Genomic DNA, 14,127 nt, shown 5'->3' with positions numbered 1-14,127 from the left:
CTTTTTCCTCGGCTGTTTTTTTCAATTTTCTTTCTAAGGAGTAGAGGTGATAGGATCTATGTCGATGCAGCTAAGCGAACTAAGGCTTTTGCTACAAAATTACGATTTATACCCGGAATATACAGAGGAAATCACCAAGAAAACAATTAAGGTATATACAGATACCGGTCCTTATGTATTAAAGAAATTATCAAGTGAATTTAATCCATATTTTGTTGATTCTATTCGAATCTTAAATGAACAAAAATATTCGAATTATGTTCCACTTTTAAGAAATAAACAGCAGCAGCTTATTTCTCAATATAATGGGGAGTACTATTACTTAATGCCATGGCTTGTGAATGAACAAGAAGAAGAACGTGATGCTCGTCATCAACTTCTATTTAAAGAGGTAGCAAACCTTCACAAACGAACAGAAAAGAAAATATCTCTTGATGGTCAAGAGGCAACAAATCATTATGAAAAACTAACGAATAAATTGGATGAAGAAAAAGCACGTATTGAAACCTTTGTTGAAGAATGTGAGAAAAAGATTTATTTATCTCCATTTGAGTTGCAAGCCGTTACTTACTATACTGAGGTGTCAAGAGCTATTGAATTTTCCCGTAAAAAGCTTGATGAGTGGTATGAGAAAATGACAGATCAAAAGTCTTCAAGAGTAGTGTTAACGCATGGAAAAGTATCTGCGCGCCACTTCTTATATGATGATGATGGAAATGGTTATTTATCAAACTTTGAGAAATCGTCATATTCAAGTCCAATTGATGATTTTTTATTATTTTTGAATCGAACGGCGAAAACTTATCCAATTCAAAGTGATGATGTTGTGAATTGGTTTTATTCCTATCAAAAAGACTACCCATTTACAGAAGAGGAAATGCTTTTATTTATTGGTTATTTGGCTTATCCAGAGCGACTATGTCGTTTCATTAAAAACTATTCAAAAAAGGGGAAAAAGAGCTCTGAGTTAGAAGCAAATAAACAGCTTGTAAGAGCTTATTGGCAATTTAAAAATATTGAGTACTTTGTCATGAAGGTTTCCGAAATAGAAAACAGAAAGAAAATGGAAGCAGAAGCAGCAGAGGCACAAACTGAATCTTAGAAATGAAAAGGAATCGGACAATTCCGATTCCTTTTTTACTGTTAAATCCAATCATAACGGAGTGCAATAGCTAAGCCAATTAAAATACCGAGCAAAAGAACATCAAATGTTGTAGGAAAGAAAACAGTTCGAATGCCCTGGAAGATGGTTAAAGGAATGATAATCTGTACGCCGACCGCCCGAATTTGTCTAAGCCATGGCGGGAGTGTGTAAGGGCTATACCGCCTCTTCATATGACAACTCCTCCTCGTTTAAGCTTTTCTATAAAACTACTCACAATTTCAGAAATAGCTCATATTATGTGTTTAAAAATAAAGAATTGTTCGTGCAAAGGACCACTTAATGTAAAATATGCCAAGATTCTGTGATAGGTGCCTGTATGAAAGGGAAGAAATATGGGGAAAATATTGACGAAAAAAAGGATTGTTTAGTAATATAGAATAAGTTGTTAAAGAAAAAGTACATATGATGAAACGTTGAATGGGAAGAGTACAATCGTCATCACTTTACAGAGAGAGAAATCATTGCTGGAAGATTTCTTAAGTAGAGGCATTGGAAGGTCGCCCAGGAGTTGCTTCTTTGAAAAAATATAGTAGGAGAAGCCGGTTGAAAGCCGTTAAGTTGATGAGTGTGTAGACTGTTTAGTAAATATTTTTATACTGTCTATAAAAAAAGGTGGTACCGCGAAATATTCTCCTTTCGTCCTTTTATGGATGGAAGGAGTTTTTTATTTTTAAAACTGGAAAATATGTGAAATGGTACCAAGTAATCTTTCACATGTACATAAAAAATGTAAAAAGAAAACTTAGGAGGAAATCTAATGGAAAACAATGAACAACAAGTTTCATTACCAACAAAATATGATCCAAATGCAATTGAAAAAAACCGCTATTCTTTTTGGCTTGAAGGAAAGTACTTTGAGGCAACTGGTGACGAAAAGAAACAACCTTATACAATTGTGATCCCACCACCTAACGTAACAGGAAAGCTGCACCTAGGTCATGCTTGGGATACAACATTGCAAGACATTGTAACGCGTATGAAAAGAATGCAAGGCTTTGATGTGTTATGGCTTCCAGGTATGGACCACGCTGGGATTGCTACACAAGCAAAGGTAGAAGCAAAGTTAAAAGAAGAAGGAAAGTCCAGATATGATTTAGGAAGAGAAAAGTTCATTGAAGAAACTTGGAAATGGAAAGAAGAATATGCTGGTCATATTCGTGAGCAGTGGGCAAAAGTAGGTCTTGGTCTTGATTATAGTCGTGAACGATTTACTCTTGATGAAGGACTTTCAAAAGCAGTTCGTGAAGTATTCGTTACTCTTTATAATAAAGGCTTAATTTATCGTGGAGAGTATATTATTAACTGGGATCCACAAACAAAAACAGCATTATCTGATATTGAAGTTATTTATAAGGATGTTCAAGGTGCCTTCTACCATATGCGTTACCCATTAGCAGACGGTTCAGGCTCAATTGAAATCGCAACAACTCGCCCGGAAACAATGCTAGGAGATACAGCTGTTGCTGTTCATCCGGAAGATGAAAGATATAAACATTTAATTGGCAAAAATGTTGTACTACCAATCGTAGGGCGTGAAATTCCAATCGTAGGCGATGATTATGTTGATATGGAATTCGGTTCTGGTGCAGTAAAAATTACACCAGCACATGATCCTAATGATTTTGAAATTGGAAATCGTCATAACCTTGAACGTATTTTAGTTATGAATGAAGATGGCACAATGAATGACAAGGCAGGCGCTTATAAAGGCTTAGACCGTTTTGCATGCAGAAAGAAAATTGTAAAAGATCTACAAGATTCAGGTGTACTTTTCAAAATTGAAGAGCATATGCATTCAGTTGGTCATAGTGAGCGAAGTGGTGCGGTTGTCGAGCCTTACCTTTCTACTCAATGGTTTGTTAAAATGCAGCCACTTGCTGATGAAGCAATTAAGCTTCAAGAAGATGATGAAAAGGTAAACTTTGTTCCAGATCGTTTTGAGAAAACGTACTTACGTTGGATGGAAAATATTCGTGATTGGTGTATCTCTCGTCAGCTTTGGTGGGGACATAGAATACCTGCTTGGTACCATAAAGAAACTGGAGAGGTTTATGTAAACCAGGAGCCACCAGCTGATATTGAAAACTGGGAGCAAGACAATGATGTTCTTGATACATGGTTTAGCTCAGCGCTATGGCCGTTTTCAACAATGGGTTGGCCGGATACCGAGTCAGCTGACTTTAAACGTTACTATCCAACTGATGTACTTGTAACAGGTTATGACATTATCTTCTTCTGGGTATCTCGTATGATTTTCCAAGGCCTTGAATTTACAGGTAAACGTCCATTCAAGGATGTGTTAATCCATGGTCTTGTGCGTGATGAGCAGGGACGTAAAATGAGTAAATCACTTGGTAATGGTGTTGATCCGATGGAAGTTATTGATCAATACGGTGCTGATTCATTACGTTTCTTCTTATCAACAGGAAGTTCACCGGGTCAGGATTTACGTTTTAGCTATGAAAAAGTTGAATCTACTTGGAATTTTGCCAATAAAATTTGGAACGCATCACGATTTGCGTTGATGAATATGGACGGCTTAACATATGAAGAAATTGATCTAACTGGTGAAAAATCTGTTGCTGATAAATGGATTTTAACTCGTTTAAATGAAACGATTGAAAATGTAACAAAGCTTGCTGATAAATATGAATTTGGTGAAGTTGGACGTCTTCTTTACAATTTCATTTGGGATGATTTCTGTGATTGGTATATTGAAATGGCGAAGCTTCCTCTATACGGAGAAGACGAAGCAGCGAAGAAAACAACTCGTTCTATTCTTGCGTATGTACTTGATCACACAATGAGATTGTTGCATCCATTTATGCCATTTATTACAGAAGAAATATGGCAATCACTTCCTCATAAAGGTGAATCCATTACAGTTGCAGCTTGGCCGACTGTTAATGAACAATTAACAGACCGCGCGGCAGCAACAGAAATGAAGTTATTAGTTGAAGTGATACGTGCTGTTCGTAACATTCGTGCAGAAGTTAACACACCAATGAGCAAGCAAATACCAATGAGAATAAAAGCAAAAGATCAAGATGTATTAAAACAGCTTGAAAACAACCGTGCTTATATTGAAAGATTCTGTAATACAAGTTCTCTAAGCATCTCAACAGAAGTTGATTCAACAGAAAAATCTATGAGTGCTGTTGTTACAGGTGCTGAAATTATTTTACCAATTGAAGGGTTAATTAATATTGAAGAAGAAATCAAACGTCTTGAAAAAGAACGTGAAAAGCTTGATAAAGAAGTAGAACGCGTTCAAAAGAAATTAGGCAATGAAGGCTTCTTAAAGAAAGCACCTGAGAAAGTTATTGAAGAGGAAAAAGCAAAAGAAAACGATTATCGAGAAAAACGTGATATTGTATTAGCCAGAATTCAAGAACTAAAGGGCTAAGAGATGAACTCGGGTGGTGCTAATTTTAGTTCCCCCGAGTTTTTAAATGGTTTTTATAGGGAGGATACCAATGTTTAACCGTTATGAGGATGCTGTGGATTGGATACATGGTCGATTAAAATTTGGAGTTAAACCTGGATTAAAAAGGATGGAATGGCTTTTAAAAGAACTAGGACATCCTGAAAAGAACATTCCTACCATTCATGTTGCCGGTACAAATGGGAAGGGATCAACAATCTCTTATATGCTACACATGCTAAAGGAAGCGAATTATAATGTGGGTACTTTTACATCACCTTATATTGAAACTTTTAATGAGCGGATTAGTGTAAATGGAGAGCCAATATCTGATGAAGATATGTTAAATCTCGTGAATGAAATAAAACCATACGTTGAGAAAATTGAACAAACAGAGCTCGGTGGACCAACTGAATTTGAAATTATTACAACAATGATGTTCCTATACTTCGGCAAGGTGAATCAACCTGATATTCTGCTACTGGAAACAGGCTTAGGAGGCCGATTGGACTCGACCAATATTATTAACCCGTTATTATCCATTATAACGAATGTAGGCTATGATCACATGAATATATTGGGTGATACGATTACTGAGATTGCTGCTGAAAAAGCAGGAATTATTAAACAAAATGTGCCAATCTTAACAGCAGTAGAAAAAGATGAAGCACTTCAGGTAATAAAGAATAGAGCAAAGCAATTAAATGCTGAGGTGTTAAGTGTTGGTTCTGAAATTAACATTCTCGAACATTCCGCCTATGAGCGAGGTGAAATGTTTACAGTTGAAACAGAAGGCTATTCATTGGAAAACCTTAAAATTCAGATGAGGGGACAGCATCAAACAAAAAACGCAGCATTAGCTGTTTCAGCCCTACATTATTTACGGGAACGTAACAAACTAACAGTATCAGACGATCAAATTTATAAAGGGCTTTTAAAGGCGATGTGGAAGGGAAGGTTTGAACAGGTTAATAATAATCCCGTTATTATTGTTGATGGGGCTCATAATAATGAAGGAATTGAGAGTCTAATTGAAACGGTAACTAGACATTACCACGATAAACAGGTTCATATTTTATTTAGTGCATTAAAAGATAAAGAGTATAAAGAGATGATTGATCGTCTAAGCAGTATTGCTGCTACCATGCATTTTACGACTTTTGATTTTCCGAGAGCTGAAGCATCGGAGAAACTTTACTCAGTGTGTAAACATCAGAAGAAGAGTTATTCGGAATCTTGGCAGGAAATATTGGAAAAATTGCTCCAATTATACCAAGGGAAAAAGGATGATATCATTATCATAACGGGTTCATTATATTTTATTTCAGAGGTTCGTAACTATTTGGTTAGATAAACTTGTATGTTAAAGGTCTATAATTATTAAAGTAAAGATAAAATTTTTTTTGGGAATATTCTATAAATTTAGTATAATATAGGAAGATATACTTATTTTGTAAAGGAGGCGAGAGGATGAATAGGAAGGGACAACTCTTATTATGGGTTATATGGATTATTACTTTTCCTTTTTTATTATGGATTTCCTATCAAATGTCGCCTCCGACCATAACAGGTCTGGAATTCGATCTTATTTCTTTTCTCTTATTAATGTGTCTGGTTGCTTTCTGGCCGATCATTATTAATGATACACCAGTGTTCTATATTCAAGGTGTTTCATTAGCAGTTTTTCTTTATTTTGGATTGTTTGTTGAGATTATTTTTACTCAAGTTGCTTTGATTGCACTTTTAAGTAAGCTGCGAATAAGTAGAAAAGATCTGTACCGAATACCTCTTAACTCCTTACTCTTTATTTCTATATCAATAATAGGTGCGATCGTATTCAATTTAGTTGGCGGAACTCATGGAGGAACTGAATACAGTGCTCATTTTCTATCAGCAATTATTGCTTACGAAGCAGCGATCTTTCTTTCAAACCAATTATTATTAAATGCAATTAAATCACTTCTGTTTAAAGAAAGGTTTGAAATTCTTACAAGAAGTTTTTTATGGGAATTCCTTACTTCCATCATCGTGTTTCCAATTGGAGTAGCTTTATATTTTCTTTATTTAGAAGTCGGAATTGCATCGATTCTTTTTATAGGTATACCACTTTTAACATTATCTATTATTCTGACTCTTTACTATAAAAGCAATCAAATCAATCATTACTTGCAGCAAGCTAGTGAAATTGGTCATCAGCTAACTGAAAGGTTAGAGAAAATGAAAGTACTTGATATCTTCATTGAGAAAATTACGAAAATGATTCCGGTTGAAGCAGCTTATATTATCGATGTGTACGATCAAGATAAGCTGAAAATTGTGAGAGAATTTGAAAATGGCATGATACATCTAAAACCAGGAACCAATAAATCATCAAAAAAAGGAATATCTGGATATGTGTATGGTATTAGAGAAAGTGTTCTTTTTCATTCACGAAAGCAATGGAAGAATATTGAGTATTCACAGCTTCCGGAGTCTGTTGAAAGTGTTATAGGAGTACCTGTAAAGAGAAATCAAGATTTGGTTGGAATCGTTATTTTAGCAAGCAACAAAAAGAGGGCATTTGATCGAACTCAGCTAATGTTAATTGACTTACTTTCAACATATCTCGGTGTTGCTATAGAAAATGCTAGAAATTATGAGATTACAAAAAAACAAAGTGAGCACTGCCCTCTTACTGGGTTATATAATTATCGATTTATAGAAAATGAACTTCAGAAAGAATTCGAATTAATTAGCAGTCAGGAAGATAAGTCCCTTTCTATTATTTTATTAGACCTAGATCATTTTAAATCAGTAAATGATACATATGGACATCATGCGGGAAATGAGGTCTTAATAGAATTGGCAAATAGAATTGTGAAGACTGTTGGGGGAAGAGGAACAGTTGCTAGGTATGGTGGCGAGGAATTTGTTGTTCTGCTTCCGAGTTATAAAAATGAAGACACCTTGCTATTAGCAGAAGAGCTAAGACAAAATATAGCTGATACACCATTTACTATTGAAACCACACTACAAAATGTAAATCAAACATATTCTCTTCTGGTAACAGCAAGCTTTGGAGTAGCTACAGCTCCAAATGATGCAGATGACCCATTATCTTTAATACGTCATGCAGACCGTGCTATGTATATAGGTGCAAAACGAGCTGGACGAAATAGAGTGGCAGGTTATGTTAGCTAGACCTGATTACTCACTAAAAAACAAGGGAATATTTCCTGCGCAATAAAAGTCTAATATTGTAGTATTTATGTAAATTTTATATGAGACTATTATATTGGACTAATTTCTCTGGTATAATTGAACTATATACCTATTCTAATGCTTTTGGATTAGAAAATGTCGTGGGAGGTTTAGTACGCATGTACAAGAATTTTACAGCCATATTTATAGTGCTCCTGTTAGTTATTCAATCATTTGTATCTATTAATCAAGCGTCGGCTGCAGAAGGCCTCTCAATTAACGCGACAGTAGGTGGACAGCAATTACTGGAAATTGAAAATGGTCATTCAGTAACATCGAATGTTATCTTTGATTTATTACCTAGGGGAACAGCATCGTTAAATGAGCGGAATTCCATGGATGTTGTTATTGTTTTTGATAAATCGGGTTCAATGGCTGATCCTGTAAGCAGGAATAATACTAAACTATCACTAGCACAGGATGCTGTTGAAGAAGGTGTTGAAATCTTTTTTGATTCGAAAAAAGACTTTGATGATCGTTATGGCATAGTGGCTTTCGATACATATGTAAATAATGTCTCTACGATTAATGGACTTCATTCAAATCCTAATATAGTAGCTAACAAAGCAAGACAAACATCTGCTGAAGGTGGAACAAACTATACAGATGCATTGAAAGCAGCTAAAGATATGTTAATTCATGCAAAAGATAATGGGAAATACAGTGGTCAAAGGGATCAATATATCATTTTTATGACCGATGGAAAACCAACGAACTCTTCTAAATATGGAAATGTTCATGGGTATTATCATCAATTAATACAGCATAATGATTACGAAAGAATATATGGTTATAGTAAATACAAAGATAAAATGTTAGACGGAAAGTTTGTATTTTATAATGATGACTGGTATGTTATCTCTGACAATAGGAACTTTTTAAGTGGAAACTATAACTTGCTTTATGATTCAAATTCTAACATAAACAGTATCGTTATTGATTCTCAATACGGACCGTATCTATATTCTCATAATAACCCGAGTGTCCCGGATAAGATTAAAGAACATGGTCGTGAACAAGCTCGGATTCTTGCAGATAATGAGATTACGATGCTATCAATTGGGTTCGGTGATCAGAATCAATTAGATATGAGTTATTTATCTGAGCTCTCAGCTATGTCAAATGGAAAAGCAGTAAGAGCCTCTTCCAATGATATTATTGAAATATTCAAAGATATTTCTGCGAGTATTTCAGCAGAATATCCATCGCTGTCTAATGGATTTATAAGATTTAATTTGCCAGAAGGTGTAACTGTTCAAGAAAATGATTCAGTAAGCGTAACTGATAATGAAGTTATCATGAGTTTAAGAGATATACTCTATAATCCAAATCCTCCTAGTGAGGGAGATTCTTCTCTACATTATGAACTACCGCTTACATTTCGTTCAGCTGGTATTTATAACTTCTCGTTTGATGTTCTTTATAACTCTGGAAAAGTAGCTAAGACCGGTATACCTTATCAAGTGGAAGTTAGGATCCCTTTAAGGAGTATTGAATTTTCTCCTAAGGAGAAAACAATATATATTGGTGAAAGATTTAAAGTGGAAGATTATCTTCGTTTTAATCCTTCAGATGCAACTAATAAAGAGATTAAAGAGGTTATTTCCTCAGATACAATATCGACAACACTTCAAATTTTAAAGAAGAGTGACGGATGGTATGTAACAGGTAAGTCTGCTGGGTATACTGATATTACAGCTACTTCCAGTGAAAATTCGAATATAAAAGATTCAATGACCGTTATTGTCAAAAAAAATAGTAATTCGGGAGAAGAGGATCAAGATCCTAGTGACAGGGGAGACAGTCAGGATCCTGATGGTAGTGACAACATAGATTCTTTTGGTAAATGGTAAAAAAGAGGGAGCTAATTTTTGGCTCCCTCTTTTGATAAATACTGATTATAATGTTAATCAGAAACATTTATAATAATTGGCTCATTTAAGTAGATTTGATAGCTATTAGTCTTAGGCAAGGAGTCTATTTGGTCAGTTAATACAGTTAAATCTTGTAATACCTGAAATCTGGATTTTTGATCTGATCTTCTTTGATAAGCAACAGAGTCAATACTTTGATTAAGATCTATTTTATTATCTTTGTCAGATTCCTTATTTATTTCATTTTGCCGAATGGCATTGACAGTAAGGTGCTCCTTTGCGAATAATCCACCTTTTATTAAAAATAATGATCCAACCCCATAAAGCTCAGCCCTTTTTTGAGTATAGAAGTATGCGTCAAGTATACCTAGCCCTTTTGTTTCTTTTAAATCATCTAGTTTCTCCACTTCAATAAGCTCTTCTGGTAAATTTTTAAATTCATTTATACGATTAATTTGAAGATCACCTTTGGAAATTAGAACAAGTTGTTTATCGTTTAATCCTTTAATATTTGTATTGGTAATTTCAGTTTCACCAAGGACATAGATAGTCGAATTAACCTCTATATTATCATCTTCTGACTTGTTCCATTCGTCATCATTACCTTCAATATACAAATTACCTGTTACGATAATATTGCCATCTAATTCTATCGTACGATTTTGGGGAATAATAAATAAATCCCCGTGAACGATGAGCCAGCTATCCTCATGCATGTTAAGACTACCTTCTTTAATATAAAGTGGACGGTAGTTAGAGGTAGATGGTTCTTCTAATTGGGAATTACCTATAGCATTTGCATAAACATAAGTTCTAGGTATTTTCGAACTTGATTTGATTTTGTTGTCCAAAATGTCAAAGTAATCATTACCTTTATCTAAATCAAAGTAGAGAAGATCTATTTCGTTTGAGCAAGTTCCTGATATTGTTGGCTCAATATCAATATTAGGTGTTCGGATTCGATTAGCACATTTTCTAAGAAAACTTTCTAATGATGAATGAACATCAGCTTTAGATTCAAACATTGTGTCAGTAAAACCATAAGACAGTTTGTTAAATAGTTGGGCCATTGTGTTTTCAAAGTCTACTTCAATGAATTCTGATGTGTCTTTTGTAATAGTCAAATTGGATTTCTCATCAAATACTTCTTTCAATTGGTCAATTGTGGTTGGGAAGCTGTCTGAACCATTAAAGGTATTCTTTAGATAAATATTGCCATAAATTCTTGGGTATAATGTATCTTTTTCTTTAAGTATTCCATTAACATCCACAAACGTTGTTATATTTTTGGTGTTTAAGCTACCTGAAAAGAGATCACCATCTATTTCAGATGCGCCCAATAAATCAATTGTGCCATCCGGTCCAGACCCGATGGCATATTTTAAAAAGCTAGGTGTTGGGGATAAGAACACTTTTCGAGTGATTTGTTTAGCAAATGCTGCGTCATCATTTTTACTAAGATAACTAAACTCAAAGATTCGTGTGAAATATTTAGTTGTTTGAATTTTATATTCCTCGCTCTTTGAAATATCTTTAACATTAATGTGTTGCTCAGCTAATTTTTCGATTATTGAATCGAAGTTATTAGAATCAAAAGTACCAGAGTACAGTTCATGATCTTTTAACTCAATTTTACTAGCCACTCGAATAAATTCAGCAATCCCCTCATTTAACTTTTTGTTTGCCTCAGCTGTTAGCTCAATATCCTCAATTCTAACGTTTGTTCTTTGGTTACTATTTATAGACGCAGCAACAATCGTTAAACCTAGTACGGTGAAAATTAAAGAAACCATTAGAACAGTAATTAGTGTTTGTCCTTTTTCGCTATTCATTGATTTACCTCGCTTAAAATCCAAATTCACTTTCAAATTTAATTGGGTCAACAGTAATAAAATTATCCTCTGTGAAATTTTTGTGCTGTAACTCAAGAACAATTTGGATGATTCCCTGATTGCAAGGAGAATCAGGTATTGTTTTCTCTGTCTGGCAGTGAACATTAATCTTAGATTTTACATCTTCTAAGATATTGTCACTATTTATTTTTTTTAAAAAAAGTAATGAATGTTTATCGTTGAGTAAATTTCTGTTATAAATTTCTTTTTCTAGATTTCCAGTTTCTTTGATTTTGGAAATATTAACATTGTTTTTTTCTAATTTAATTGTAATGGTTTCGGATTCAATATTGTATTTCTTCTGAATAAGTGTTGGGAATTTACTATCTAATTGATATGATTTATTGTGTGTAATTTCAAGGCAATTTTCTTCATCCTTACATTTACTAACTGAATCAATAGGTGTATCGTAAAGTTCTTGCAAAATAGAAGAAACAATAAAATCAGCTTCATCTCGTAATTGAGCCTCAACTCCAACGCGTTCATACGTCTTAATTCCCATAATAAAGACATTATAGACTACAACTAAAATTATTGAGGATATTAAAAGAGTAGTCATAACTTCTATAAGGGATATACCTTTTTCATTATGAATATCTTTAACGAAGTTTTTCATTTGTAATAAACCCCTCTAGTGTCGATTCGTTGTCTTTATCCCATTGAACAAATACCTTAATAGGTATTAATAAATCTTGAAGTGATTGATCATCATGCTTTTTTAGTTCAACAGAAACATTAATTTCTCGATTGTTTATGGTTGGATTGAAAGCTAAATCACATAGTTCGTATCCATCACTTTCCATGTCTTTATACCAATCCTCACAAATGCCTTTATTCAAAATAGTAATAGACCCTTCCCCTCTAGATTTTAAATGATCTATATAAATTTTTTTAATTTCCTCAAAGCTCTGTTGTTCCATAAAGTTCAACATATTCCTTGCTGCGTATACTCCTAAAGTATCATTTTCACTTTTTTGAGTGTAGGTCATGGCCTGTGAAAAAAGTGCTAGCATACCTAGAGTTAAAATACTAAAAATAACAATAGACAATAGTACTTCAATTAATGTAAACCCTTTGTTATAGGTGAAAAGTTTTGCCAATTTGAATTTCATTCCAATACCTTCTTTCAAATAGGTCGACTTTATTATACAATAAGTTATAGTCGATTTTTGTCTTTTTTTAGTTAAATACATGGATAAATGATAGAAATATAGGAAAAATTACTTAATCACTAAATGGGGTGATATTTTGAAGATATTTTTAATGTTAGTTATTGGTTTTATCCTTTTGGTGCCAATTCTGTTTTTTATTCCGTTCGGGTTACATAAAGCCGGTAAGATGGTATTAGCAGGTGTAGCTTTACTATGTGCTGCGCTTTTTTCCTTCACCATTCAATTAATGCCCATATGGCAAGCAGCCCCAGCTATCTTAGTTCTTCTAATGGCAGTAGGTTATTTATTGAATAAAAGGGATGCTCTTTTTCAATTGGAACAGGGGGAAAACATAGATGAATTTAGTCATGATGATTCATTTGATTCTAGGGAAGAAAAGGTAGATCTTCCAGAAGAAAGTGATGAATCCCCACCTAAGAGCATAACTGAGGAGGAGATAGAAGCTCCACCTTCTGATAGTGAATTAGAACCAAACAATGAGCTTGTAGAATTTGAACCGGAAACATCAGAAAATGAAAGTGAACAAGATTTTCTAGAGGAATTTTTTGATCAATTAGATGCTAGTCAAAACGATGAACAACCTGAATCTAAGACACTAGAAGAGGTTGCTGTTTCTAAAGAAAATGATAAGCAAGAAGAAACTTCTAAAGATAAGGTGAAAACTGATTTAGGGGATGACTTTTTACTTGAGCTTTTTGAGGGTCGAGATGTGGTCGATCTAGAAAATGATGACGATAAAATCAGTGGAATTCAACATGACGACAACAAAGAAACGGAAGATGAGCAGAAGGACACAGAGCCATACTCCGAAATGAACGAGTTGTTTGAAACGTTAATGAATGATGAAGAGAGAGTATCGGCTTCAGAAATGAAAGAAGAAGATGGGCTTTATACTGAGGACCAGGAAATGATTGAAGACACCGAAGGGTTAGAAAAAGAAGATTCTGCTGCGCAGCATGATGTTGAAGAAGAGAATTTGATAGATGACATCTTTGAACAAGATCATCTGCCTGAAGAAGAAGCTGATGATCAGGAACTTCCTTCTGAGGTAGAAGAACCGGAGAACCTCCACCAATTATCAAATAACGTTTTAAATATGTTGCTAGAACAGCTTCATTACTATAAGAGCAACCTTTCTAATCTTGAATATGAAGCGGTTCTTCAAAAAGCTGTTTCTGAGGCATCAAGTGAAAAAGATTATTTCTTATTTGCCAAAGAGCTTTTACAGCATTATTTCGAAGTAAATAAAGAAACTGAATATCATGTATTACTTGAAGATATGAAGCAAAAATTATACCAATACCCTGTTCTACTTGAACAGTTAACCTGGATAAGTTCTTTAAATAAATAGTAAAAATAG

10 protein-coding genes and 1 other annotated feature are annotated in these 14,127 nt (G+C 34.1%); of the genes, 6 read left to right on the top strand and 4 right to left on the bottom strand.

Annotated features, from left to right (window positions below):
- Positions 1-58: 58 nt before the first annotated feature.
- Entirely contained in the window at positions 59-1,102 is a 1,044-nt protein-coding gene (gene ysxE, locus D9842_RS13505) for a spore coat protein YsxE (RefSeq protein ID WP_098795911.1), read from the top strand.
- A 41-nt stretch (positions 1,103-1,143) separates the two neighbouring features.
- Here ysxE and D9842_RS13500 read toward each other — a convergent pair whose 3' ends face one another.
- Positions 1,144-1,335 carry a hypothetical protein gene (locus D9842_RS13500; protein WP_098795912.1) on the bottom strand — a complete coding sequence of 64 codons (192 nt, stop codon included), beginning with the start codon at positions 1,333-1,335 and terminating at the stop codon, positions 1,144-1,146.
- 234 nt (positions 1,336-1,569) lie between these two features.
- Positions 1,570-1,812, top strand: a binding site (T-box leader).
- Between the two features lie 110 nt (positions 1,813-1,922).
- On the opposite strand from D9842_RS13500, the gene D9842_RS13495 reads away from it, so the two are divergent.
- From D9842_RS13495 to D9842_RS13480, 4 genes are all read left to right on the top strand, one after another.
- Positions 1,923-4,571 (top strand): valine--tRNA ligase, encoded by a 2,649-nt coding sequence (locus D9842_RS13495; protein ID WP_121662993.1) that lies wholly within the window; start codon positions 1,923-1,925, stop codon positions 4,569-4,571.
- A 70-nt stretch (positions 4,572-4,641) separates the two neighbouring features.
- Positions 4,642-5,943 carry a bifunctional folylpolyglutamate synthase/dihydrofolate synthase gene (locus D9842_RS13490; RefSeq protein WP_121662992.1) on the top strand — a complete coding sequence of 434 codons (1,302 nt, stop codon included), beginning with the start codon at positions 4,642-4,644 and terminating at the stop codon, positions 5,941-5,943.
- A 116-nt stretch (positions 5,944-6,059) separates the two neighbouring features.
- A complete protein-coding gene (locus D9842_RS13485; RefSeq protein WP_121662991.1) occupies positions 6,060-7,769 on the top strand; it encodes a sensor domain-containing diguanylate cyclase in 1,710 nt (569 codons plus the stop codon).
- A 179-nt stretch (positions 7,770-7,948) separates the two neighbouring features.
- On the top strand, positions 7,949-9,682 hold the full coding sequence (locus D9842_RS13480; RefSeq protein WP_162987432.1) for a VWA domain-containing protein: 1,734 nt from the start codon (positions 7,949-7,951) through the stop codon (positions 9,680-9,682).
- A gap of 53 nt (positions 9,683-9,735) precedes the next feature.
- Here the strand turns inward: D9842_RS13480 and D9842_RS13475 are convergent, their stop codons facing one another.
- From D9842_RS13475 to D9842_RS13465, 3 genes are read right to left on the bottom strand one after another with little or no spacing between them, the layout of a single operon-like run.
- Positions 9,736-11,535 (bottom strand): hypothetical protein, encoded by a 1,800-nt coding sequence (locus tag D9842_RS13475; protein ID WP_162987431.1) that lies wholly within the window; start codon positions 11,533-11,535, stop codon positions 9,736-9,738.
- A gap of 13 nt (positions 11,536-11,548) precedes the next feature.
- Positions 11,549-12,211, bottom strand: a complete 663-nt coding sequence (locus D9842_RS13470) for a PilW family protein (protein WP_121662988.1) — start codon at positions 12,209-12,211, stop codon at positions 11,549-11,551.
- Complete coding sequence (locus tag D9842_RS13465) at positions 12,195-12,707, bottom strand: type IV pilus modification PilV family protein (protein WP_162987430.1); 513 nt, start codon at positions 12,705-12,707, stop codon at positions 12,195-12,197. The genes D9842_RS13470 and D9842_RS13465 overlap by 17 nt, the downstream gene beginning before the upstream one ends.
- 136 nt (positions 12,708-12,843) lie before the next feature.
- On the opposite strand from D9842_RS13465, the gene D9842_RS13460 reads away from it, so the two are divergent.
- Positions 12,844-14,118, top strand: coding sequence for a hypothetical protein (locus tag D9842_RS13460; protein ID WP_121662986.1), 1,275 nt, complete (start codon positions 12,844-12,846; stop codon positions 14,116-14,118).
- Positions 14,119-14,127 lie beyond the last annotated feature (9 nt).

This window comes from Metabacillus litoralis, assembly GCF_003667825.1.
Classification (GTDB): Bacteria; Bacillota; Bacilli; order Bacillales; family Bacillaceae; genus Metabacillus; species Metabacillus litoralis_B.
The sequence above is the reverse complement of the archived record's forward strand: the minus strand, read 5'-3'. Positions and strand labels throughout refer to the sequence as shown.